The 22,689-nt window shown below is 70.3% G+C and carries 21 protein-coding genes and 2 tRNA genes; 19 read left to right on the plus strand and 4 right to left on the minus strand.

Going from position 1 to position 22,689, the window contains the following annotated elements:
- Positions 1-135 precede the first annotated feature (135 nt).
- Positions 136-1,374, plus strand: coding sequence for a glycosyltransferase family 2 protein (locus ACWC1K_RS41410; protein WP_450838365.1), 1,239 nt, complete (start codon positions 136-138; stop codon positions 1,372-1,374).
- 51 nt (positions 1,375-1,425) lie between these two features.
- Here ACWC1K_RS41410 and ACWC1K_RS41415 read toward each other — a convergent pair whose 3' ends face one another.
- Positions 1,426-2,844 carry a polysaccharide pyruvyl transferase family protein gene (locus tag ACWC1K_RS41415; RefSeq protein ID WP_450838367.1) on the minus strand — a complete coding sequence of 473 codons (1,419 nt, stop codon included), beginning with the start codon at positions 2,842-2,844 and terminating at the stop codon, positions 1,426-1,428.
- Positions 2,845-3,058: 214 nt separating this feature from the next.
- On the opposite strand from ACWC1K_RS41415, the gene proB reads away from it, so the two are divergent.
- From proB to ACWC1K_RS41440, 5 genes are all read left to right on the plus strand, one after another.
- Complete coding sequence (gene proB / locus ACWC1K_RS41420; protein WP_450838369.1) at positions 3,059-4,165, plus strand: glutamate 5-kinase; 1,107 nt, start codon at positions 3,059-3,061, stop codon at positions 4,163-4,165.
- A gap of 236 nt (positions 4,166-4,401) precedes the next feature.
- Positions 4,402-4,854, plus strand: a complete 453-nt coding sequence (locus ACWC1K_RS41425) for a hypothetical protein (protein ID WP_351471117.1) — start codon at positions 4,402-4,404, stop codon at positions 4,852-4,854.
- A gap of 149 nt (positions 4,855-5,003) precedes the next feature.
- A complete protein-coding gene (locus tag ACWC1K_RS41430; protein ID WP_450838371.1) occupies positions 5,004-6,290 on the plus strand; it encodes a glutamate-5-semialdehyde dehydrogenase in 1,287 nt (428 codons plus the stop codon).
- 106 nt (positions 6,291-6,396) lie between these two features.
- Positions 6,397-6,966: an SCO2584 family spore wall biosynthesis protein gene (locus ACWC1K_RS41435; protein ID WP_450838373.1), complete on the plus strand. Its 570-nt coding sequence runs from the start codon at positions 6,397-6,399 to the stop codon at positions 6,964-6,966.
- Between the two features lie 111 nt (positions 6,967-7,077).
- Positions 7,078-8,151 (plus strand): SCO2583 family membrane protein, encoded by a 1,074-nt coding sequence (locus tag ACWC1K_RS41440; RefSeq protein WP_450838375.1) that lies wholly within the window; start codon positions 7,078-7,080, stop codon positions 8,149-8,151.
- A 46-nt stretch (positions 8,152-8,197) separates the two neighbouring features.
- Here the strand turns inward: ACWC1K_RS41440 and ACWC1K_RS41445 are convergent, their stop codons facing one another.
- Positions 8,198-9,313: a M48 family metallopeptidase gene (locus ACWC1K_RS41445; protein WP_450838406.1), complete on the minus strand. Its 1,116-nt coding sequence runs from the start codon at positions 9,311-9,313 to the stop codon at positions 8,198-8,200.
- Positions 9,314-9,438: 125 nt separating this feature from the next.
- Here ACWC1K_RS41445 and ACWC1K_RS41450 point away from each other — a divergent pair, with 125 nt between their 5' ends.
- From ACWC1K_RS41450 to ACWC1K_RS41495, 10 genes are all read left to right on the plus strand, one after another.
- Positions 9,439-9,600 carry a hypothetical protein gene (locus ACWC1K_RS41450; RefSeq protein ID WP_450838377.1) on the plus strand — a complete coding sequence of 54 codons (162 nt, stop codon included), beginning with the start codon at positions 9,439-9,441 and terminating at the stop codon, positions 9,598-9,600.
- A gap of 108 nt (positions 9,601-9,708) precedes the next feature.
- Positions 9,709-9,870, plus strand: a complete 162-nt coding sequence (locus tag ACWC1K_RS41455) for a hypothetical protein (protein WP_450838379.1) — start codon at positions 9,709-9,711, stop codon at positions 9,868-9,870.
- A gap of 79 nt (positions 9,871-9,949) precedes the next feature.
- Positions 9,950-10,636, plus strand: a complete 687-nt coding sequence (gene nadD, locus ACWC1K_RS41460) for a nicotinate-nucleotide adenylyltransferase (protein WP_450838381.1) — start codon at positions 9,950-9,952, stop codon at positions 10,634-10,636.
- Between the two features lie 16 nt (positions 10,637-10,652).
- On the plus strand, positions 10,653-12,365 hold the full coding sequence (locus tag ACWC1K_RS41465) for a LytR C-terminal domain-containing protein (protein ID WP_450838383.1): 1,713 nt from the start codon (positions 10,653-10,655) through the stop codon (positions 12,363-12,365).
- A 101-nt stretch (positions 12,366-12,466) separates the two neighbouring features.
- Complete coding sequence (gene rsfS / locus ACWC1K_RS41470) at positions 12,467-12,910, plus strand: ribosome silencing factor (RefSeq protein WP_450838385.1); 444 nt, start codon at positions 12,467-12,469, stop codon at positions 12,908-12,910.
- On the plus strand, positions 12,910-13,581 hold the full coding sequence (locus ACWC1K_RS41475; protein WP_450838387.1) for a histidine phosphatase family protein: 672 nt from the start codon (positions 12,910-12,912) through the stop codon (positions 13,579-13,581). Before rsfS ends, ACWC1K_RS41475 begins: the two co-directional genes overlap by 1 nt.
- Positions 13,582-13,673: 92 nt before the next feature.
- Positions 13,674-13,746: transfer RNA gene (locus ACWC1K_RS41480), tRNA-Ala, on the plus strand.
- Between the two features lie 208 nt (positions 13,747-13,954).
- Entirely contained in the window at positions 13,955-14,128 is a 174-nt protein-coding gene (locus ACWC1K_RS41485) for a hypothetical protein (protein ID WP_107057459.1), read from the plus strand.
- A 3-nt stretch (positions 14,129-14,131) separates the two neighbouring features.
- Positions 14,132-14,365, plus strand: a complete 234-nt coding sequence (locus tag ACWC1K_RS41490) for a hypothetical protein (RefSeq protein ID WP_003976229.1) — start codon at positions 14,132-14,134, stop codon at positions 14,363-14,365.
- Between the two features lie 105 nt (positions 14,366-14,470).
- Positions 14,471-14,543 (plus strand) — tRNA-Ala (locus tag ACWC1K_RS41495).
- 109 nt (positions 14,544-14,652) lie between these two features.
- Here ACWC1K_RS41495 and ACWC1K_RS41500 read toward each other — a convergent pair.
- The gene (locus tag ACWC1K_RS41500; protein WP_030934234.1) at positions 14,653-16,266 is read right to left on the minus strand and encodes an NADH-quinone oxidoreductase subunit NuoF family protein; all 1,614 of its coding nucleotides are present in this window, start codon (positions 16,264-16,266) and stop codon (positions 14,653-14,655) included.
- On the minus strand, positions 16,263-17,561 hold the full coding sequence (locus tag ACWC1K_RS41505) for a cytochrome b/b6 domain-containing protein (RefSeq protein WP_450838389.1): 1,299 nt from the start codon (positions 17,559-17,561) through the stop codon (positions 16,263-16,265). Before ACWC1K_RS41505 ends, ACWC1K_RS41500 begins: the two co-directional genes overlap by 4 nt.
- A gap of 420 nt (positions 17,562-17,981) precedes the next feature.
- On the opposite strand from ACWC1K_RS41505, the gene leuS reads away from it, so the two are divergent.
- The 3 genes from leuS to ACWC1K_RS41520 all read left to right on the plus strand — a co-directional run bounded on the left by leuS (position 17,982) and on the right by ACWC1K_RS41520 (position 22,661).
- Positions 17,982-20,864 carry a leucine--tRNA ligase gene (gene leuS / locus ACWC1K_RS41510; RefSeq protein WP_450838391.1) on the plus strand — a complete coding sequence of 961 codons (2,883 nt, stop codon included), beginning with the start codon at positions 17,982-17,984 and terminating at the stop codon, positions 20,862-20,864.
- A gap of 144 nt (positions 20,865-21,008) precedes the next feature.
- Positions 21,009-21,743, plus strand: coding sequence for a hypothetical protein (locus ACWC1K_RS41515; RefSeq protein ID WP_450838393.1), 735 nt, complete (start codon positions 21,009-21,011; stop codon positions 21,741-21,743).
- A gap of 72 nt (positions 21,744-21,815) precedes the next feature.
- Positions 21,816-22,661, plus strand: a complete 846-nt coding sequence (locus ACWC1K_RS41520) for a DegV family protein (RefSeq protein ID WP_351470906.1) — start codon at positions 21,816-21,818, stop codon at positions 22,659-22,661.
- The last annotated feature ends 28 nt before the right edge of the window (positions 22,662-22,689 follow it).

Raw genomic sequence — 22,689 nt, forward strand, 5'->3', positions numbered from 1 at the left:
CCGTACTGTCCGTTCGCCATGTGAACTGAGTCACGAAAACCCGGTCATAGAGCAACCGCTTGCCCGGGTCGGCCGTCTTTTCAGGTAGCGAATGAGGCGATACGGGGGAAATATCCCGTTGACAAGGGGGAGATAGTGACCGTGACGCAGCCTGATGTGAGCGTCGTCATCGGGGCGTACGAAGCGATGCCTTATCTGGTCGAGTGCCTGGCGTCCGTCGAGGCACAGACCATCGACCCGGAGCGCATCGAGGTCATCGCCGTGGACGACGGCTCCACGGACGGCTCGGGGGAGTACCTGGAGGAGTTCGCGGCCCGTGTGGCGATGCCGGTCACGGTGATCCGGCAGGACAACTCCGGCGGACCCAGCGGCCCGCGCAACGTCGGCCTGGGCAAGGCCGCCGGGCGCTATGTCTTCTTCCTCGACGCCGACGACCGGCTCGGCCCCGAGGCCCTGGAGCGCATGGTCGCGATGGCCGACCGCAACGGCACGGACGTGGTCCTCGGCCGCGTCGAGGGCATCAACCGCAAGCCGCCGCAGTCGATGTGGGGCAAGACCCTCGACCGCACCGACGTCTACTCCTCCAACATCAAGTTCACACTGAGCGCGCAGAAGCTGTTCCGCCGTGAGTTCCTGGAGCGGCACGGCATGCGCTTCGACGAGTCCCTGTGGACCGGCGAGGACGCCCTGTTCACGATGGAGGCGTATCTGCGGGCGAACGGCGTCTCCGTGCTCGCCGACTACACCTGCTACTACCTGGTGGGCCGCGACGACGGCAAGCACGTCACGAAGAGCGGCGGCTACACCCTGCGCTTCGACTCCGCGCGCGCCCTCATGAACCTGATCGCCGAACTCGTCCCCGCCGGGGACAAGCGCGACATGCTCCTGGTCCGCCCCTTCCTGATCACGCTGCTGCCGCAGTTCGGCCCGAAGTACCTCACGGACAGCGAGAAGGTACGACGGCACAAGTTCGAGCTCGCGAAGCCGTTGATGGAGGAGTTCTGGAGCGAGGGCGTCGCAGGCCGCCTCAAGGTCGAGGAGCGGTTGCGACTGCACCTGGTCGCCGAGCAGAAGCCCGAACTCCTGGTTCCCGTCGTGGAGTTCGTGAAGGCGAAGAAGCAGGCGGCGGCCGTCCTGGAGAAGAAGGGCCGGGAGGTCTACCTCGTCTACCCGCACTTCCGGGATGCGAAGGCCGCCATACCCGACTCCGTCTACCTCGCGGCACCCCGCGAGGCCCGCGCCGTCCACGGCTACCGCGAACACTCCGCCGGCTCGGTACTGAAGCGGGCGGTACGGAAGGCGCGCCGGGTGATGAAGGCCCGGGCGGGCGCGGGCAGGACGCGCACCCCGGGCGGGACGGCCGCGGCGGCCTGACGGCCGGGGGATCCGGGCGGGGCCGAGCAGCGCCCCGAAGGGGCGCAGGCGCTATTGCCTGCCGGACTGCAGCGCCCGCCGGATCGGCCGCCCCACCACCCGACGGGCCCGCCGGTAGACGGACGCCGACGGGCCCGCCGTACCGGACTTGGCGGCGCCCCGCTCCAGCTCACGCTTCAACTGGGCGTTGTCCAGGGACAGTTCGCTGATACGGCTCTGCAGCCAGCCGAAGCGTGAGGTGAGCGAGGCGAGGTCGGCGTCGTTCCAGGGGCGCACCCCGGCCGGGAAGGCCAGCGAGCGCATCCGGGCCTCGAAGGCCGCGCCGCCGTCGCCGTGCGTGAACGTGTTCTCCAGGCCGTTTCGGTCCAGGAACGCCGTGAACCGCTCGAAGCGCTCCAGATGGCCGCCGGTCAGGCCGCTGAAGTCGGCCTCCTCGTACAGCTGCGCCGGGTCGAGATCCGGGGGCAGCCTGTCGATGCGGCGGTGCGGGATGTCGAAGTAGCGGCACAGCTCCAGGGTCCGCGAGTCGCCGCACAGCACGGTGGCGGGCGTGCCCGCGAGAAGCGCCGCGATATTGCCGTGGATGCGGGAGCCGAACGAGAAGTCGTACCCCCGCAGATCGTCGATCCAGATCACCGGGTCGATGTAGACCCGGACCTTGTCCTCCCGGTACATCGGGTGGTCCGGGTGGGTCGGGATCGCGGTCACCGCGGCGTTCGGGTGGGACAGGTCCCGCCAGTGCAGCTGCCGTGCGTCGCTGAGGTTCTGGCCGATGAACGTCAGGTGCGGATAGCGGGCGTGGGCGCGGTCGACGACCTTGTCGAGGCCCTGTTTCTGCACCGCGCTGTGCGAGCCGTTGACCGCGATCCGGGAGCGGGCGGTCAGCTCCGGCGCCCGCTTGTGCACGGCGAGTTCCTTGCCGTACAGGAAAAGGGACGGGCAGCCGATGACCTCGACATCGCTGAACCCCAGGTCCCTGAGGTACTTCTCGGTGAACTCGCCCCGCACCCCGATCGAGGCGCTGCGGTCGAGCACCGCGGAGACGAACTCGCGCACCGACTGCTCCATCGGCTTGAGCCGTTCCGCGTTGTAGCTCAGCCCCGCCTGCGCGCCGATGCCCAGCACCACGACCGGGATCCGCAGCCTGCTGATCAGCCGCGTCAGCCGCTTCAGCTGTGACTCGAACGACGGCCGGAAGGCGTTGGCCAGCGGTACGACGAACGCGTCGTACTCCTCGTTGATCCGGTCCGCCGCCGCCACATCGGTCCGGATGCCGTTCGAGACGACCTCGGTGCCGGGTGTCTCGAGGATCTTGTGGGAGGCGTCACTGAAGATCAGATTGCCGGAGTTGGTGGCGATGACGTCCCGGTGGAGGGCCTCCTCGACTGGAAAGACGTCGTAGGGGCTCTTCCCGGAACGGAGGAGTATGCGCCTGGTACGGCTGACTTCGGGGCGATCTTTAGGTGGCACGCTGTTCAAATTAGATTTACCGGGGCTTTGTTTTCTATACGCAACCAGTGCAACCTTTTTGCCGTATGCAACGCGTGAGCAAATGGTTACGTGGCGCCTGTCCGGGGACTGGACCCCGCGCGCGCGGGACGGTCCCCTTCGCGTAGATTGCCGGGCGGGGGAGCCCGAGTGCGCGAGGGGACGGAAGAACAAGGTGGCAGGGGCAAGGCAGGCCGTGAGCGAGGCCCGCAGGATCGTCGTCAAGGTGGGTTCCTCGTCGCTGACCACCGCGTCCGGCGGCCTGGACGCCGACCGGGTGGACGCGCTCGTGGACGTCCTCGCCAAGAGCCGCAGCGGCGGGGAGAAGGAGATCGTCCTGGTCTCCTCGGGCGCCATCGCCGCCGGGCTCGCACCGCTGGGCCTGCGCCGCCGCCCCAAGGACCTCGCCCGCCAGCAGGCCGCCGCCAGCGTCGGCCAGGGCCTCCTCGTCGCCCGCTACACCGCCTCCTTCGCCCGCTACGGCGTCCGGGTCGGCCAGGTGCTGCTCACCTCCGACGACATGAGCCGCCGCGCCCACCACCGCAACGCCTCCCGCACCCTCGACAAACTGCTCGCGATGGGCGCGTTCCCGATCGTCAACGAGAACGACACCGTCGCCACCGACGAGATCCGCTTCGGCGACAACGACCGGCTCGCCGCCCTCGTCGCCCACCTCGTCCACGCCGACCTGCTGGTGCTGCTGTCCGACGTCGACGGCGTCTACGACGGCGATCCGAGCAGGCCCGGCACCTCGCGGATAGCCGAGGTGCGCGGACCGGAGGATCTCGCGCACGTCGAGATCGGCAGCACGGGCAAGGCCGGCGTCGGCACCGGCGGCATGGTCACCAAGGTCGAGGCGGCCCGGATCGCGGCCGCCGCGGGCATTCCCGTCGTCCTGACCAGCGCGATCCACGCCGCCGAGGCCCTGCACGGCGGTGACACCGGCACCTACTTCCACCCCGCGGGCAAGCGCTCCGCCGACCGGCTGCTGTGGCTGCAGCACGCCTCCACCCCGCAGGGCTCCCTCACGCTGGACGACGGGGCGGTGCGGGCGGTCGTCGAGCGGCGCAAGTCGCTGCTGCCGGCCGGGATCGCCGCCGTGGAGGGCGAGTTCGTGGCCGGGGACCCGGTGGAACTGCGGGACGCCGAAGGCCGCGCGGTGGCCCGAGGCCTCGTGAACTTCGACGCCAAGGAGCTCCCCCAACTCCTCGGCCGCTCCACCCGGGAACTGGCCCGCGAACTGGGCCCGGCCTACGAACGCGAGGTCATCCACCGCGACGACCTGGTCCTCCTGCACCCCTGACGCCTCAGGAACGACTTTTCATCACCTTGGGAGCCGATCCCTCGGCCCCGGCTGCTGAGTCTCTGGGCCGGCTTCGGCCGAAAACGGGGGGAACGACCCGCAAATCGGCCCGTCCTGAGGTGGACGTTCCGCAAAACCGCCCCACGAGCCCTTGCGGCCTGCTCAACTTTGTCTCAGGGATACATTCCGCACGTCCGCCAGTCGATCACTGCGTGAAGGAGGCCGTCGTGAGACGAGTGCGCCCTGGGGCGGCGGCGCCCCGTGACGGCGCCCCCTCCCGCGCGGCCGGCGAGGAGCGCGCCCTGACGAGCGTCGCGGCCGGCGACCGGTACGAGGAGCCGGCCGACCTGCCCCGCCTGTGGCATGTCACCCTCAGCGTCTCCGGCGAGGAGGCCCCGCTGAAGGAGGTGCGCCGTGGCCTCGAACAGCTCGCCCACGACCACCCCTTTCTGCTGACCAGCCGGTACGCGGGCGACCATGCGGAGATCCGCTACTGGGAGGAGGCCCGCGACCTGCATGACGCGGCCGCCGTCGCCCTGCGCCTGTGGGGCGAGCACCGCCAGACCGCCAAGCTGCCCCCCTGGGAGATCGTCGGCCTGGAGGTCATCGACCGCGAGACCTACCACCAGCGCATAGCGGAGGGGTACGGCCCTGCGCCCGCCACCCCCGTCGGCGTACACCCCTTTTGATCCGACCACGGACCGTAACCACTAATTGCGGAACCCTCACGGCGAGCAACCAGGTCCGCGAGAGCGGCGCCGGTTTAGGCACAAAAGGGCGTGTCTCGGGGTTTGGGACGCGCGGTGGACGGGCCCGTCCGGCGCACTAACCTTTCCTCATGACCACGCTTTCGCCGTACGACTCCATGTCCCCGGTCAACCGGGCCGCCTACCGCGCCAAGGCCGCCGCCGCCGACCTCGCCCCGCTGCCGCGCGCGGTCAAGGACGACGCGCTGGCCGCCATCGCGGACGCCCTGGAGGTCCGTACGAGCGAGATCGTCGAGGCCAACGCCAAGGACATCGCCAAGGCCCGCGAGGCCGGTACCAGCGAGGCCATCATCGACCGGCTGACCCTCACCCCGGAGCGGGTGCGTGCCATCGCCTCCGACGTGCGTGACGTCGTCGCCCTGCCCGACCCGGTCGGCGAGGTCGTCCGCGGTTCGACCCTCCCGAACGGCATCGACCTGCGTCAGGTCCGCGTCCCGCTCGGCGTGGTCGGCATCATCTACGAGGCCCGACCGAACGTCACGGTCGACGCCGCCGCCCTCTGCCTGAAGTCCGGAAACGCCGTCCTGCTGCGCGGCTCGGCCTCCGCCTACGAGTCGAACACCGCCCTCGTCCGGGTCATCAGGGACGCCGTCGGCGGCGCCGGACTGCCCGCCGACGCCGTACAGCTCGTACCCGGCGAGAGCCGCGAGAGCGTACGCGAGCTGATGCGTGCCCGTGGCCTGGTCGACGTCCTGATCCCGCGCGGCGGCGCCTCCCTCATCCAGACGGTCGTGACGGAGTCGATCGTCCCCGTCATCGAGACCGGCACCGGCAACTGCCACGTCTACGTCGACGCGAGCGCCGACCTCGACATGGCCATCGACATCCTGATCAACTCCAAGGCCCAGCGGGTCAGCGTCTGCAATGCCGCCGAGACCCTCCTGGTCCACCAGGACATCGCCCCGGAGTTCCTGCCGCGCGCCCTGGACGCCCTCGCCGAGGCCGGCGTGACCGTGCACGCCGACCCGCGTGTGCTGGCCTACGCCAAGGACTCCAAGGCGACCGTCGTCGAGGCGACACCGGAGGACTGGGACACCGAGTACCTCTCCTACGACATCGCCGCCGCCGTCGTCGACTCCCTGGACAAGGCCGTCGAGCACATCCGGCTGTGGACCTCCGGTCACACCGAGGCGATCGTGACGACCTCGCAGCAGGCCGCCCGCCGCTTCACCCAGCTCGTCGACTCCACCACGGTCGCCGTGAACGCCTCCACCCGCTTCACCGACGGCGGCCAGTTCGGTTTCGGCGCGGAGATCGGCATCTCCACGCAGAAGCTGCACGCGCGCGGCCCGATGGGGCTGCCGGAGCTGACCAGCACGAAGTACATCGTCACCGGCGACGGACACATCCGGCGCTGAGACCGCGCCCTCCCGGGCGGCCGTGCCGCACGAGAGGTGTCTCACAAGGCGGATGAATTTCCATACCGTCTGCCCAAATTGACCCCCCAGGTCTACTCTGGATCCCGTGCCGGAGGACGTGGGGGGCACGCCGTTCCCTGACGGCTGGGAGCCCGACGACGACCACGACCGCGGGGTGTCGGACGAAGAGTTCGCCTCCGTGGTCTTCGACGAGGCCTTCGTACGGGCGGCGGTGGTGCACGAGCCGACCGCCGTCGAACGCCTCCTTGCCGCCGCCCAGGCGAGAGCGGAGGCCTCCGAGGCGGAAGCGCGCCGGGCCCACGCCAGGGGCGAGCGGTACGAGGAGGGATACGAACCCTCCGGTTTCGGCCATGATCCCGAGCTCGACGACCCGGACGACACCGACATCCTGGAAGGCCGCTACGGCGCCCCCGGGACGTACGGAAAGCAGGTCCGCTGGCACCGCCCGGTCGCCTGGATGCTCGCCCTCGTGATGGGCATAGGCATGGTCGCGCTGGCCTTCACCGCGGTCTACCGCGGCGCCTCCTCGGGCAGCCGGGACCAGGGGCCGCCGCCGCCCGCCTCGACCGGCCTGGAACAGGGCAGCGCTGCGCCGCCCTCCGCCTCCGCCGACAACTCTCAGCCGGCGCTCTCGGTCATCCCGCCGACTCCCTGAGCGGCGCCTGAGCGTCCCCTTCGCGCTCTCTTTCGAACCTGGTGAGAACCTGTCAGAAGTTGTCGTGTACCAGGGCGTTTACCGGGGCTCCCGGAGACCTACCCTGAATATATGGGAGGGCCTGGAGACCCACCTGAGGGGACACCCGAGGGCGCCCCCGGCGGTGGAGGAGAGGACGAATACCGATCCGTCGTCTTCGACGAGTCGTTCGTCCGCGCTGCCCGCCTCCAGGAGTTCTCCGCGCGGGAGCGCATGGCCGACCACGCGCCCGCCGTGCGCCGCCGCCCGCCACTGCGCAGAGGCCTGTCCCGGCAGGCGCTGATCCTGGTGCTGCTGATAGCGGTGGCCTTCGGTACCGCGATCTACATGGGTGTACGGCACCCCTACCAGAGCCCCGCCGCCCGGCAGCCCGTCGAGCCCCTGCGGATGACCGTCATACCCCTCTCACCGCAGGGCAGGGTGCCGGGCGCGACCGATCCCGAGTACCTGTACGCGCACAGCCCCGCCGCCCAGTTCCGCGTCGGCGCCGAGGGCATACCGCTGCCCGCCGCGCGGCGCACCGCGCACTTCTCGGACAGCCAGGTGGTGGCCGCCCTGACCACCGCCAAGGACTACATAGTCCGGTCCGCGCTCTACCCCGAGGTGCTCAGCAGCCAGGACGTCCGCGCCCCGCGCGTCCTGCTCGACGGCAGCCAACTCGACCAGTTCGACCAGAGTTTCGAGCACCCGACAGCCGACGGCCGCCACCAGCCCACCGGATGGCTGGTCCGCTTCGACCAGACCCGCGCCCAGCTCGCCGACGGCAGGATCCGCGTCCAGGGCACGCTGCAGGCCACCGAGACCGACTCGGCCACCCTCGAGGTCACCGCGGACCACACCTTCGTCTACGCGCTGAAGCCGACCGGCGCCGACGCCAAGGCCCAGGCCTCCCTGTTCACCGTCCGGCGCGAGCTGCACTTCCGCTTCGACCGCGACGACCTGCGCCTGCACCAGGCCCAGCTGGTGGTCTCCTACGTCCAGGCCGGCCCGCTGTCCTGCGCCGAGGACTCGACGAACCACTTCCACCCGCTGCTGGCCGGGCAGACGGCCAAGGCGGGCGGCCCCGCAGGCACCGACCCCTACGCCACGGGCGGCGCCACCGCCCTGTGCGGCTCCCTGGCGACGAGCGCGCAGCCCAAGGTGTGAGCGGCCGGCGGGGCGCCGCCGTCCCCGCCGACCTGGAACCGCCGGATCAGTCCTCGTCGCGCCGCGGGGTGTCCGTGGGCGGCTCGTCCTGCGGCGGGCGCTCCTGCGAGGGAGCCGAGCTCGTGAAGCCGTCGAACCCGCGCCGCATCCGCCCGCCGATGCCCCCGGCCCCGCCGGCGATGTCGCTGACCAGCTTCATCAGCGGGTCCTTGGAGCTCTTCACATTGCTGGCGTAGCTCGCCGCGGACTCCCGGAACGAGTCCGAGACCGAGGCGTCCTTGTCCTCGCTGCGCCGCGGGTAGTGGCCGTCCATGATCCGCTGGTAGTCCCGGGACTCGGACCACTTCTTCAGCTCGGCCGCCCGGATGGTGGTGAACGGGTGCGAGCGCGGCAGCAGGTTCAGGATCTTCAGCACGGAGTCGCGCAGGTCGCCGCCCGCCTCGTACTCCTCGGCCTGCTCGAGGAACGCGTCCACGTTCATCTCGTGCAGATGGTTGCCGCCCGCGATCTTCATCAGGCCGCGCATCGAGGCCTCCAGATCCTGCCCGGCCAGCAATCCCGCCCGGTCCGCGGACAGCTCCGACTTGCGGAACCACTCGCGCAGCGCCGTCACGATCGCCATGATCGCGATGGTGCCCAGCGGGATCCAGGCGACCCGGACCGCCAGCTGGGTCAGGAACAGCAGGATCGTGCGGTACACCGCGTGCCCGGACAGGGCGTGGCCCACCTCGTGGCCGATGACCGCCCGCATCTCCTCCTCGTCGAGCAGCTCGACGAGCCCGGTGGTGACGACGATGATCGGCTGATCCAGGCCGATGCACATGGCGTTCGGCTGCGGGTCCTGGTTGACGTACATCGGCGGGACCTTCTCCAGGTCCAGGATGTAACAGGCGTCCCGCAGCATGTCGTTGAGGTGCGCGAACTGCCGGTCCGAGACGCGCACCGAGTCGGACAGGAACAGCAGCCTGAGGCTGCGCTCGGGCAGCAGCCCGCTGAGCGCCTTGAAGACCGTGTCGAAGCCGCTCAGCTTGCGCAGCGCCACCAGCGCGGAGCGGTCCGCCGGGTGTTCGTACGCACGCGAGGAGATCCCCGGGAAGCGCCTGCGCTGCCTGCTCGGTACGTTCTCGTGCCCGTTGTGCTCGTGGTGGCCGTCGTCGGACATGTTCTCCCCCATGTGCGTGTAGTGGCCCTTTGCGGACCCTTGTGCGGCCCTTTGCGCCCCCGAAGCGAGCCCCAGCCTAGGCGGAGTTACCGTGGACGGGCACTACACCGAAGGAGTCCAAAACCATGGAGCACACCCCTGCGGCCGCCTGGCTCGCCGAGGCCGCGAGCGCCGCCCCACACCAAGCGCCGGGGAATCTGCTCCGGGTCGTACTGATCGTGATGATGGTGGGCTGTGCGCTGACCGGGTGGTTCCTGTTGCGGGGCTACAAGCAGAAGGACGACTGACGGTCGCCCCGGGTTCCCCGACAGCGGAGTCGGGGTGATCGCCCGGCAGGCGCCCGCTTACGATGGGCCGACATCTTTATCCCGCCCACACCGATAGGTCCTGTCGAGATGAGCTTCCACAGCACCGCCGCCCAGTTGGCCACCCTTGCCGCCGAGGGCGAGGGCGGCGGCAACCACGAGAGCCTCAGCCCTTACGTCACCGGTGGTGGCGCGCTGTTCATCCTGCTTCTTCTGCTGTGGATCACCACCCGTTTCAACCGCGACCGCTGAGGCGCCCGGTGCCCATAGCGGGGCACTCGGGACATCCTCGGGCCGGTGTCCTCAGGCCGGGCCGGTAGGGTCTGCACGCATGGGAGAGCAGGACATGCCTACCGGTCCGGCGAAGGACGCGACGATCGGCACGGAACCCCGAGCGGTGAGCGGCCCCGGCAACGGGCCGTCGAATCCGGGCAAGCGCCGCCTCGGCGTCATGGGCGGAACCTTCGACCCGATCCACCACGGGCACCTCGTGGCGGCCAGTGAGGTCGCCGCGCAGTTCCACCTGGACGAGGTGGTGTTCGTCCCGACGGGCCAGCCGTGGCAGAAGAGCCATCGCCATGTCTCCCCGGCCGAGGACCGCTATCTGATGACGGTCATCGCGACCGCCGAGAATCCGCAGTTCTCGGTGAGCCGCATCGACATCGACCGCGGCGGCCCCACCTACACGGTCGACACCCTGCGCGACCTGCGCGCGCTCAACCCCGACACGGACCTGTTCTTCATCACCGGCGCCGATGCCCTCGCCCAGCTGCTGACCTGGCGGGACACCGCGGAGCTGTTCTCCCTCGCGCACTTCATCGGGTGCACCCGGCCCGGCCACCACCTGACCGACCACGGTCTCCCGGAAGGCGGTGTCTCTCTCGTGGAGGTTCCCGCGCTGGCCATCTCCTCCACCGACTGCCGTGCGAGAGTCGCCAAGGGAGATCCCATCTGGTACATGGTGCCGGACGGAGTCGTGCGCTACATCGACAAGCGCGAGCTGTACCGCGGCGAGTGAGCCGAGAGGGGCACCGGTGAACGACCGATACGACGCGGGCTACGGCGGCGACCACGAGGACCAGTACGAACTCGTCGGCTACGACGAGTACGGCCGGCCCGTCTACCGGCAGGCACCGCCACAACAGGCCCCGCAGCAGCCGTACGACCCGTACGGGCAGCAGCAGGGCTACGGATACGACCCGTACGCCACCGGCGGCCGGCAGCCGGTGCCGCAGCAGTACGACCCCTACGGCACCGGTCAGCAGCCGCCCGTGCCGCCCTACGACCCCTACGGCACCGGCACGCACCAGAGCGGCCCGTCCGGGGCGCCGTACGAACCCTACGGGCAGGCCGCGGCAAGCGGACAGCAACCCCGTGTCGTCACCGAGCAGACCGCGTACATCCCGCAGCAGGCCGGCCCGCCGGAGCAGACCCAGGGCGACAAGGCCCCGCCCCGGCCCGAACGGGACTACCACACCGAGCAGTTCGCCTTCGTCGAGGACCCCGACGCCGAGTCCGAAGACGTCATCGACTGGCTGAACTTCACGGAGAACCGCACCGAGCGCCGCGAGGAGGCCAAGCGCCGTGCCCGCAGCCGCATGATCGCCCTCGTCGTCGTCCTGGCGCTGGTCGCGGTGGGCGGCGTCGGCTACCTCTGGTACGCCGGGAAGCTGCCGGGCCTGTCGTCGCCCGACTCGAAGAAGGGCAGCACCGCGACGGCCGTGGGCGCCCAGAACCGCGATGTGATCGTCGTCCACCTGCACAACACCAAGAAGGGCGGCACCTCCACGGCGCTGCTCGTCGACAACACCACCACCAAGCAGGGCACCACCGTCCTGCTGCCCAACTCCCTTTCCCTGACCGACGACGACGGCAACACCACCACCCTCGCCAAGTCGGTCGAGGACGACGGCTCCTCCGGCACCCGCGACGCCCTCGCCACGGTCCTCGGCACCGACATCGAGGGCACCTGGCGGCTGGACACCCCCTACCTGCAGAACCTCGTCGACCTCGTCGGCAGCATCGACGTCGACACGAACGCCGACGTACCCGACCCGGACGCCACGAAGAAGGGCAGCGCGCCCCTCGTGCACAAGGGCAAGGACCAGACCCTCAGCGGCAAGATGGCCGTCGCCTACGCCACCTACCGCGCCTCCGGCGAGGCCCAGAACGCCCAGCTGGAGCGGTTCGGCCAGGTCATGCAGGCCACGCTGCGCAAACTGTCCTCCGACCCGGCGCAGGCGACCACCACCGTGCAGACGCTGGCGCAGATCCTGGACCCCTCCCTGACCGACAAGGACCTCGGCACGTTCCTCGCCAAGCTGGCCGACCTCGCCAAGGGCGGCGACTTCAAGACCGCCCTGCTGCCCGTCCAGAACGACGGCACGCTGAGCGAGCAGGCCAGTGCCAGTGTGGTCAAGGACGTCCTCGGCGGCGCCGCGAAGAGCCCCGAGCAGGGCTCCGGGGTCCGGGTCTCCGTGCAGAACGCCAGCGGTGTGAAGGACAACACAGAGAAGGCCCGCGTGGTCCTCCTCAACGGCGGCTTCACCTTCCTGGAGGGCGGCACCGCCCCGGCCCCCTCGGCCACGTCCAAGGTCGTCTACACCGACGCCGCCGACAAGGAGAACGCCGCCGAGGTCGCCAAGACACTGGGCCTGCCCGCCACGTCCGTGACCAAGGGCAAGGCCACCGGGAACGCGAACGTCTCCGTCATCCTCGGACAGAACTACAAGCCGTCCTCGTCCTAGCCGGCCGGAGCCGCCCCACGTGATCCCTTAATCACGTGGGGTGCTGTCGGCGGTCCGTGAGACCCTTGGTGTCAAGTGACCGCCGACCGGAAAGCCACGTAGTGACCGCCACTGACCGCTCTCTCGAGCTCATCACCGCCGCCGCCCAGGCGGCCGCCGACAAGCTCGCGCACGACATCATCGCCTACGACGTCAGCGACGTCCTGTCGATCACGGACGCCTTCCTGTTGGCCTCCGCACCCAACGACCGCCAGGTCAAGTCGATCGTCGACGAGATCGAGGAGCGGCTCAACAAGGAGCTCGGCGCCAAGCCGGTGCGCCGCGAGGGCGACCGCGAGGCCCGCTGGGTCCTGCTCGACTACGTCGACATCGTCGTCCACGTCCAGCACAGCGAGGAGCGCGTCTTCTACGCTCTGGAGCGGCTGTGGAAGGACTGCCCCGAGCTGGAGCTGCCCGCCGACGCGAAGGCCACCCGCGGCAAGGCCGCCGAGCACGCCAAGCTGCAGGCTGCCGAGGAGGCGGCCGACCTGGGCGGTGAGTGGTGATGAGCGCCACCGGTGAGGTGTCCGCCGGCCGTCCCGGCCGCGGCCGCCGCGTCATCCTGTGGCGCCACGGCCAGACCTCCTGGAACGTGGAGCGCCGCTTCCAGGGCACCACGGACGTCGCCCTCACCGAGGCGGGCCTCGCCCAGGCCCGCCGCGCCGCCCGGCTGCTCGTCTCCCTCAAGCCCGACGCGATCGTCGCCTCCGACCTCCAGCGCGCCGCGAACACGGCGGCCGAGCTCGCCGTGCTCACCGGCCTGGAGGTCACCCACGACGAGGGCCTGCGCGAGACCTACGCGGGCGTCTGGCAGGGCCTGACGCACGAGGAGATCATCGAGCGCTACGGCGAGGAGTACGCCGCCTGGAAGCGCGGTGAGCCGGTGCGCCGCGGTGGCGGCGAACTGGAGACCGAGGTGGCCGAGCGCGCCGCTCCCGTGGTGCTGCGGCACGCGGAGAAGCTCCCCGACGACGGCACGCTCGTCGTGGTCAGCCACGGCGGGACGATCCGCACCACCATCGGACGCCTCCTGGGCCTGGAGGCCCGCCACTGGGAGAGCCTGGGCGGTCTCTCCAACTGCTGCTGGTCCGTCCTGGGCGAGGGCGCCCGCGGCTGGCGCCTGCTGGAGCACAACGCCGGCACCCTCCCGGAGCCGGTGCTCGGCGACGACGACTGACCTCCCGGCGGCCCGCCCACCCGGATTTCACTTTCCGGCAGGTCGCAGGCTAGAGTTCTACTCGTTCGCCCCGCCAAGCGGGGGGTGCACGAGGGGCTATAGCTCAGTTGGTAGAGCGCCTGCATGGCATGCAGGAGGTCAGGAGTTCAATTCTCCTTAGCTCCACAGATCGCCCGATGAAGATCCCGTCCCCGCAGGGGGGCGGGTTTTTTCATGTTCCGGCACCGGCTTGAATGACTTCGGTCCCGGAGGCGTATACCTCTGGGAAGGCGCCGTGTCCGGACTGGTACTGAGGCGTCGCTGACCGTATTGGTCCGGCCGTGGCAGAATCAAACGGCCGGAAGGGGACGCGGCCCGACGGGAGGGAGCAGTGATGCCTGCGAGCATCCTCGAGGAGGTCGGCCACCTCCTCGAAGCGGCGTCGACACGGGACACGGTCACCCGTCTGAGCTGCCCTTCCTGCGGTTCCGTCCACGTCGCCCAAGTGCTCGGCGACAACGGCGGAATCTCCTACGTGTGCACGGCCTGCGGCCACAGCTGGAGCTGATCGATGGGTGCACACAGGCGAAAGTGCGACTGGTGCGGCAGCGGTACGCCGATCGTCCGCGACATGGAGCCGGTCAACCCCGACTACCAGTACTGGTGCGAGGAATGCGCGCGGGCGCTGATCATAAAGGGCGACCCGATCGAGACGTACCGCGAGCTGGAGGGCGAGCCGATCTACGGCCGTCTCCTGGAGGAGCACTGCACGCTCAAGCGGTTCTACTCCTTCGTCACCGCTTGACGCCGTCGGCCCTGCCCGGGGCCGACGGAAACGATTTGGTGTTCCACCCGGTGGACCGTGTAATGTTGGCGTCGCCGCCGGGGGAAACCCCGGAGGACCAAGCAAGGGGCTATAGCTCAGTTGGTAGAGCGCCTGCATGGCATGCAGGAGGTCAGGAGTTCAATTCTCCTTAGCTCCACAATCAAGATCCCGCCGGATCGATTCGATCCGGCGGGATCTTCGTGTATTCGGGGGCAGTTGCGCGGAAAGGGGCCGCCCGGTGCGGACGGCCCCCTTCTGACGTCGGCTCAGCGGCCCAGCGCGCGCCGCCCACGGCCCTGCGAGAGGACCGGCAGGTTGCGGGAGGGCGCCCGGTCCCTGGGCGTCTCCTCCTCGATGCGCAGGGCCAGCGCCGGGCAACGGCGCACCGCCCGCAGGGCCTTGGCCTCCGCGTAGCGCGGCACCTGGGCCTGGGCGACGGTCGGGAAGCCGTCGGCGCCGAGTTCGAACACCTCAGGGAGGATGTCCGCGCACAGCCCGTGGCCCCGGCACAGCGTCCAGTCGACGTAGATCTTCTGGCGGCTGGGGCCGTTCTCCACGGGCTCGCCGCCGCCTGGGATGCCCGTGGGCATCTGACCGCCCTCGAAGAGCGGCAGAACGCCCTCCACGGGCCGTCCGCAGCCGTTTCCGAGGACATGCGCGGCCAGGTCGTCGGTGAACGCCTTGATGGTCGACTCCAGGAACATCGCGGAGCCGTCCGGGTGCGAGCACGCGCCGCGCCGCTTCACGTTCTTGGCGACCTGCTTGAGCGCCTCGAGCGCGGCCGGGCCGCCGCCGTTGAGGATGTCCGCCATGCCCCGCGCCGCGGCCGGCAGACCGAGGTAGCAGGGACCGCACTGGCCCGCGCTCTCCTCGGCCAGCCACTGCGCCACGCGCAGCGACTCGCCCAGCGGGCAGGTCTCCTGACTGATCGGCAGGATCGCGCCGGCGCCCAGCGCACCGCCCACCGCGTCCAGGGAGTTGCGGGAGACGATCGCCTCGTTGACCGTCGCCGCGTCGATCCACTTGCCGTGGTAGCCGCCCGTCAGCACGCCCTGGGGCACCGGCGGGGCGCCGGCGAGCTGGAGGACGTAGCGCAGCGGGACGCCCGTGGGGACCTCGATCACCATGGGTCGGGCGACCGCGCCGGAGACCGTGAGCATGACGGTGCCCGGCTCGTCGTACAGACCGGTGTTGCCGTAGCGCTCCGGGCCGATGCGCGCGGCGATCGCCAGCTGGGCGAAGGTCTCGGCGTTCGACAGCAGGGTCGGTGCGCCGCCGACGCCGTTCTGGGAGGCGCTGACCTTGCGGCCGGGCGGGATCGCCGGGCCGCCGTCGATGGAGCGGATCAGTGAGGCGGCCGCTCCGGTCACCATGCGGATGGGATTGCGCTGCACGCGCGCGCGTAGAACCGAGCGGCGGCCGTTGCTCAGGCCGCGTTCGGCGAGCGCGGCCTCCATCGAGCGCTGAGTCGACTCACGGGTGACCCCCACCACGAGCGTGCGGGCACCCAGCGCCTCCGCGACCAGCAGAGCGCCGTCCAGGATGAGGTGCGGGGCACGGTTGATCAGCACCGTGTCCTTGCGGCAGGCCGGCTCGTCCTCGCTTCCGTTGACGACGACGACCGGTCGTACGCCGCGCTTGATCGCCGCTTCGGCGACCGAGCGCAGCTTCTTGTGGAAGGGGAAGCCCGCGCCGCCGCGGCCCTTCAGGTTGATGTTCTCGGCGAGTTTCGCGAGCTGCTCGCCGCCGAGCGGTTCGAGCGGCCCGTGCACCTTGAGGTGCATGGGCAGATCGAGTCTTTCGACAAGGTCGAAGCCTGACGTGAGCTGCGGAAGTCCGACCACGCGGACTTCTGGGACGTCGGGCAGGGCCTCGTTCACCTATAGCCTCCGGAAGGCGTGTTCCAAGGTTCGCCCGAACCCGGTGCGTCGAACGAGGCACCGGGCGCTGGTTCATTGGCGGGACCGCTGTTGTACGTGTCGTTCGGGTTGTACGTGCCGTAGAGGGTGCTTGTCTCACCGGTGTCGTACATGTCACTTCCGCCGTACCCCGCGGTGCCCGGATTGCCATAGGCCGGGATGTTGTATCCGGTGTCCTGCATCGGGTCGTACGCCGACGGGGGCGCCTCGCCGACCGGCGGCGGAGTGGGGACCGGCCAGCTGCCCGAGGTGCTGCCGTCCGTGCGCGGGATGGACTCCGTGGGCTGCATGTCCATGGGCAGGTCCATGCGGGCGGTCTGGTCGGCGTAGGGCTGCCGGCCGCGCTGCTGCGGCGTGACCGCGCGGTAGGCGGCCGCGAAGCCGCCGGCGGGCTCCGGGGTCATGGTGCGGGCGGCGGGGGCGTCGTAGTAGGGCGCAGCGGGCGTCGTCATCGTGTCGGCGGGGGACGGCTTCGGCGCCCGCGCGTTCTCGTAGCCCGGCAGTGCGGAGGAGGTCTCGCCGACCCGTGCGCGGCTCGCTTCCAGCTCCTCGGCGCGGGACGAGCCCGGCTCGTTGCCCAGGAGGGCGGCCAGCCGGTCGGCGACCTTGCGCTTGAACGGCCGGGGAGCGGCCCGCAGGGCGAGCGCCGCGGCCACCGCGACCAGGCACAGCTCGTAGGAGATCATGAAGAACGGCTTCGCCGCGCGGCCGGCGAACAGGCCGTGGACCAGCGCCGAGCACCAGGCCGGGTAGGCCAGTGCGTGCATCGCGCGCCAGCGCGCCGCGACCGGTGCAGGGGAGGCGAACTGGTTGCGCAGGGCACCGGTGATGCCCACGAAGATCATGAGCAGTCCGGCCAGCGAGCCGAGGCCGATGAGACCCGCGCTGCCCTTGACGCCGAGGCTGAAGGGGATCAGCGCGGCGATCAGCACCGTGTGGTCCAGGGCCAGCTTGACGGTGATGTGCACCAGCAGGAACGCGATCGAGCCGACGGCCGTCACCCGGTGGATGCCCTGGGCGATGATCCGCTGGCGCGTGTTCAGGATGAGCCGGTCCTGGGCCACCAGGCCCCAGATCACCGAGCAGGTGAGGCAGACGAGCGAGAGGACGCCCGCACCGAAGTTCAGGAACTGTTGCAGCCACCCGCCTCCGAGCAGCACGACGACAGGTATGAGCAGCAGTACGACAGCCGACGCCACCCCGTAGGCCGACCGGCCCGGCTTGGGGAGCGAGGTGTTACTACGACGAGGGTTCATGGGGGCAACTCCGAAGCAGTTCCGGGAAGGCGGTCCCGCTGCCGAACTCTAAGTGGCTCCATACCGATGGGTACGAGGTTTGAGTTATTGCGTTGTTATCTAAGGAACACGCGCTCGTTGCGATGTCCCGGTAGTGGGTGTTACGCGAAGTAACTTTTGACCTTGGTTCAGCTTTTGTCGGGTGATGACAGTGGTGCCAAGGAGCCATACGGAAGCGCGTCGCATCGTGCTCAAGCGCTGCGGTACCCTAACGCCATGCGTGCTGTACGCCTTCTGCTTAGCGGGCCGCGCTGATCAGTCCCGACCACCGGGCGAATCGGATGGTCGGAATCGGCGCGGCGTCCCCTCCTGTGCGAGGGGATTTTTCGTTTCTCGAACGACGCCGCTGCTGGCAGAGACGATCGATGGAGCTTAAGGATCATGAGCGAGACGAACCCCGCTGCCGCCGCCGAGGCGGCAGCGCCGCACCGCTACACGGCCGCCGTCGCGGCCGAGATCGAGGCACGCTGGCAGGACTTCTGGGACGCCGAGGGCACGTACGCGGCGCCGAACCCCAAGGGTGACCTGGCCGGTGACCCCGAGGTCGTCGCCCGGCCCAAGAAGTTCATCATGGACATGTTCCCGTATCCCTCGGGTGCGGGCCTGCACGTCGGCCACCCCCTGGGGTACATCGCCACCGACGTCTTCGCGCGCTTCCAGCGCATGACCGGCCACAACGTCCTGCACACCCTGGGCTTCGACGCCTTCGGCCTGCCCGCCGAGCAGTACGCCGTGCAGACCGGCACGCACCCGCGGGTCTCCACCGAGGCCAACATCGAGAACATGAAGGCCCAGCTGCGCCGGCTGGGTCTGGGCCACGACAGGCGCCGGTCGTTCGCCACGATCGACCCGGACTACTACAAGTGGACCCAGTGGATCTTCCTGCAGATCTTCAACTCCTGGTACGACGACGAGGCGAACAGGGCCCGTCCGATCTCCGAGCTGATCGCCCAGTTCGAGACCGGTGAGCGCGCCGTACCGGGACACACGCGCGCATGGCACGAGCTGAGCGCCACGGAGCGTGCCGACGTCCTGGGCGAGTTCCGCCTGGCGTACGCCTCCGACGCGCCGGTCAACTGGTGCCCCGGCCTGGGCACCGTGCTGGCCAACGAGGAGGTCACCGCCGACGGCCGCTCCGAGCGCGGAAACTTCCCGGTCTTCAAGGCCAAGCTGCGCCAGTGGAACATGCGCATCACCGCCTACGCCGACCGGCTGCTGGAGGACCTGGAGGCGCTGGACTGGCCCGAGGCCATCAAGCTGCAGCAGCGCAACTGGATCGGCCGCTCCGAGGGCGCCCGCGTCGACTTCCCGATCGACGGCGAGCGCATCACGGTCTTCACCACCCGCCCGGACACCCTGTTCGGCGCGACCTACATGGTGCTGGCCCCCGAGCACCCGCTGGTCGAGAAGTTCACCCCGGCCGCCTGGCCGGAGGGCACGCACGAGGTGTGGACCGGCGGTCACGCCACCCCCGCCGAGGCCGTCGCGGACTACCGCGCGCAGGCCGCCTCGAAGTCCGACGTCGAGCGGCAGGCCGAGGCCAAGGACAAGACCGGCGTCTTCATCGGCGCGTACGCGACCAACCCGGTCAACGGCGAGCAGGTCCCCGTCTTCATCGCCGACTACGTCCTGATGGGCTACGGCACCGGCGCGATCATGGCCGTACCGGCGCACGACACCCGTGACTTCGAGTTCGCGCGCGCCTTCGAGCTGCCGATCAACTGCGTCGTCGAGCCGACCGACGGCCGCGGCACGGACACCTCCACCTGGGACGAGGCCTTCGTCTCCTACGACGCGAAGATCGTCAACTCCGTCGGCGAGGGCGTCTGTCTGGACGGCCTGGGCGTCGTCGAGGCCAAGGCGCGCATCACCGAGTGGCTGGCGCGCAAGGGCATCGGCGAGGGCACCGTCAACTTCCGCCTGCGCGACTGGCTGTTCAGCCGCCAGCGCTACTGGGGCGAGCCCTTCCCGATCGTCTACGACGAGGACGGCATCGCCCACTCGCTGCCCGAGTCGATGCTGCCGCTGGAGCTGCCGGAGGTCGAGGACTACTCGCCGCGCACCTTCGACCCGGACGACGCGAACACGTCCCCGGAGACGCCGCTGTCCCGCAACGAGGACTGGGTCAACGTCACGCTGGACCTGGGCGACGGCCCGAAGCGGTACCGCCGCGAGACCAACACCATGCCCAACTGGGCCGGTTCCTGCTGGTACGAGCTGCGCTACCTGGACCCGCACAACAGCGAGAAGCTGGTCGACCCCGAGATCGAGCAGTACTGGATGGGGCCGCGCGAGGGCCAGCCGCACGGCGGCGTCGACCTGTACGTGGGCGGCGCCGAGCACGCCGTGCTGCACCTGCTGTACGCGCGCTTCTGGTCCAAGGTCCTGTACGACCTGGGGCACGTCTCCTCCGCGGAGCCGTTCCACAAGCTGTTCAACCAGGGCATGATCCAGGCCTACGTCTACCGGGACAGCCGTGGCATCGCGGTGCCGGCCGCCGAGGTGGAGGAGCGCGACGGCGCCTACTACTACCAGGGCGAGAAGGTCTCCCGGCTGCTGGGCAAGATGGGCAAGTCCCTGAAGAACGCGGTCACTCCGGACGAGATCGCCGCCGAGTACGGCGCCGACACCCTGCGCCTGTACGAGATGGCGATGGGCCCGCTGGACGTGTCGCGGCCGTGGGACACGCGCGCGGTGGTCGGCCAGTTCCGGCTGCTGCAGCGGCTGTGGCGCAACATCGTCGACGAGACGACCGGCGAGGTCACCGTCGTCGACGTCGAGGACGGCGACATCGACGTGGAGACGCTGCGCGCCCTGCACAAGGCGATCGACGGCGTGCGCCAGGACCTGGAGGGCCTGCGCTTCAACACCGCCATCGCCAAGATCACCGAGCTGAACAACCACCTGACCAAGGCGGGTGGCCCGGTGCCGCGCTCCGTCGCCGAGGCCCTGGTGCTGCTGGTGGCCCCGTTGGCCCCGCACATCGCCGAGGAGCTGTGGCGCAAGCTGGGCCACACCGACTCGGTGGTCCACCAGGACCTGCCGGTCGCCGACCCGGCGTACGTGGTCGACGAGTCCGTGACCTGTGTGGTGCAGATCAAGGGCAAGGTCAAGGCGCGGCTGGAGGTCTCGCCGGCCATCTCCGAGGAGGAGCTGGAGAAGGCCGCGCTGGCCGACGAGAAGGTCGTCGCCGCGCTGGACGGCGCCGGGATCCGCAAGGTGATCGTGCGGGCGCCGAAGCTGGTCAACATCGTTCCCGCGTAGGCGCCGCGGACGGCCGGGGCGTCGGCGCCTCGGGGTAGTCCCCTACGGGCAGGTTCGGGGTTCTTCTGGAACTCCGGGCCTGCCCGTCTCGTTTACCGTGGAAGAAGCGACGCGGGCTGTGTCGCGACCGTCGGAGGAGGAGCGGTGGAAGCAGTGATCGCAGTGTTCGCCCTGCTCTTCGTGCTCTTCCTGGTACTCGGCGCCTACGCGACGGTGAAGGCCGTCGGCGCCGCCAAGCGCGGCGTGGACCGCACGATCACCCAGGCCCGCCGCACGGTCGAGGACCACACCCTGCGGGCCAAGTCCTTCGCCCAGCCCGGAGCCGCGGGCGAACTGGCCCAGCTGCGGCTGAAGCTGCGCACGTCGATGCGTGCCACTCAGGACGCGCTGCACGCGGGCGTGGCCGAGGACGAGTCCCTGAAGGAGTCCCTCGGCCTCTTCGGGCGCCTCAGCGCGCACGGACAGGAACTGGACGGCGATCTCAAGCGCCTGGAGGCCGAGCCGGACCGCACGGCGCTCGCCGAGCGGCTGCCCGCCCTGCGGGAGCGCACCGAGCGCATCGTGCAGTCGGCGGACGCACTGCGCTGGGCTGCCCGCGACCGGGCCCGCCGCTTCGCCGACGACGACCTGGACACGCTCAGCGCCCAGATAGACGTCGAGGCGGGAGCCCTGCGGCACTGGACGAAAGCGGAGCCGGCGGCAGGCCCGCCGCCGTGGCCCGAGGCCCCCGCTGCCGACGCCGACGCATCCCGGCAGACCTGGCCCGACGGGCCCCGGTCCCGCACCACCGAGGAGCCGGCGCCGCCCGCCATCACCCCGCCGGGACGGCGTCCCGCCTACCCCTGGCAGAAGAAACCCCGCCCCGAGAGCACTACTTGATCCGGTCAAGGGCAGACCAGGTGAGAGGGGCCGGGCTGCCGTCCTGGCGCTACGGCAGGTAACCTCCAGCTCATGTCCCGCCATGTCGCGATCGTCACCGATTCAACGGCCTACCTGCCGCCGCGGACGATGGAGCGCCACGGCATCACAGCGGTGCCCCTGACCGTGGTCCTCGGCGACCAGGCACTGGACGAGGGCACCGAGATCTCGACGCGCTCCCTGGCCCAGGCACTCCAGAAGCGGCGCCCCGTCACCACCTCGCGCCCCAGCCCCCAGCTCTTCGCCGAGACCTACCGCAAGGTCGCCGAGTCCGGCGCCACCGGCATCGTCTCCCTCCATCTCTCCGCCGAACTGTCGGGCACGTACGACGCGGCGGTCCTCGCGGCACGTGAGGCGCCGGTGCCGGTGCGGGTGGTGGACACCGGGGCGGTCGCGATGGCGCTCGGGTTCTGCACGCTCGCCGCGGCCGAGGCGGCGGAGGCGGGCGGCACGGTGGACGAGGCCGTCACCGCCGCGGAGAAGCGGGCCTCCGGCACCTCCGCCTACTTCTATGTCGACACCCTCGACTATCTGCGCCGGGGTGGCCGGATCGGCGCCGCGCAGGCGCTGCTGGGCTCGGCGCTCGCCGTGAAGCCGCTGCTGCAGCTGGACGGCGGCCGTATCGAACTCCTGGAGAAGGTCCGCACGGCGTCGAGGGCGATCGCCCGCCTCGAGGAGATCGTGGCGGACCGCGCCGGCAGCGCCCAGGTGGACATCGCCGTCCACCATCTCGCCGCCCCCGAACGGGCGTCGGCCCTCGCGGACCGGCTCAGGGCGCGGGTGCCCGGGCTTGCCGACCTGCATGTGAGTGAGGTCGGCGCGGTGATCGGGGCGCACACCGGGCCCGGGCTGCTGGGGGTCGTGGTCTCGCCGCGGTGACGGCTGCGCGCGCCCGCGCCTTCACCCG

Source organism: Streptomyces sp. NPDC001492, assembly GCF_053597275.1.

Bases quoted from the DNA above. Each gene is read 5' to 3' on its own strand.
- ACWC1K_RS41430 (WP_450838371.1), top strand. From the start codon at position 5,004: ATGACCACGCTTTCGCCGTACGACTCCATGTCCCCGGTCAACCGGGCC.
- ACWC1K_RS41440 (WP_450838375.1), top strand. From the start codon at position 7,078: ATGGGAGGGCCTGGAGACCCACCTGAGGGGACACCCGAGGGCGCCCCC.
- ACWC1K_RS41445 (WP_450838406.1), bottom strand. From the start codon at position 9,313: ATGTCCGACGACGGCCACCACGAGCACAACGGGCACGAGAACGTACCG.
- ACWC1K_RS41450 (WP_450838377.1), top strand. From the start codon at position 9,439: ATGGAGCACACCCCTGCGGCCGCCTGGCTCGCCGAGGCCGCGAGCGCC.
- ACWC1K_RS41455 (WP_450838379.1), top strand. From the start codon at position 9,709: ATGAGCTTCCACAGCACCGCCGCCCAGTTGGCCACCCTTGCCGCCGAG.
- nadD (WP_450838381.1), top strand. From the start codon at position 9,950: ATGGGAGAGCAGGACATGCCTACCGGTCCGGCGAAGGACGCGACGATC.
- ACWC1K_RS41475 (WP_450838387.1), top strand. From the start codon at position 12,910: ATGAGCGCCACCGGTGAGGTGTCCGCCGGCCGTCCCGGCCGCGGCCGC.
- ACWC1K_RS41485 (WP_107057459.1), top strand. From the start codon at position 13,955: ATGCCTGCGAGCATCCTCGAGGAGGTCGGCCACCTCCTCGAAGCGGCG.
- ACWC1K_RS41490 (WP_003976229.1), top strand. From the start codon at position 14,132: ATGGGTGCACACAGGCGAAAGTGCGACTGGTGCGGCAGCGGTACGCCG.
- ACWC1K_RS41505 (WP_450838389.1), bottom strand. From the start codon at position 17,561: ATGAACCCTCGTCGTAGTAACACCTCGCTCCCCAAGCCGGGCCGGTCG.
- leuS (WP_450838391.1), top strand. From the start codon at position 17,982: ATGAGCGAGACGAACCCCGCTGCCGCCGCCGAGGCGGCAGCGCCGCAC.
- ACWC1K_RS41520 (WP_351470906.1), top strand. From the start codon at position 21,816: ATGTCCCGCCATGTCGCGATCGTCACCGATTCAACGGCCTACCTGCCG.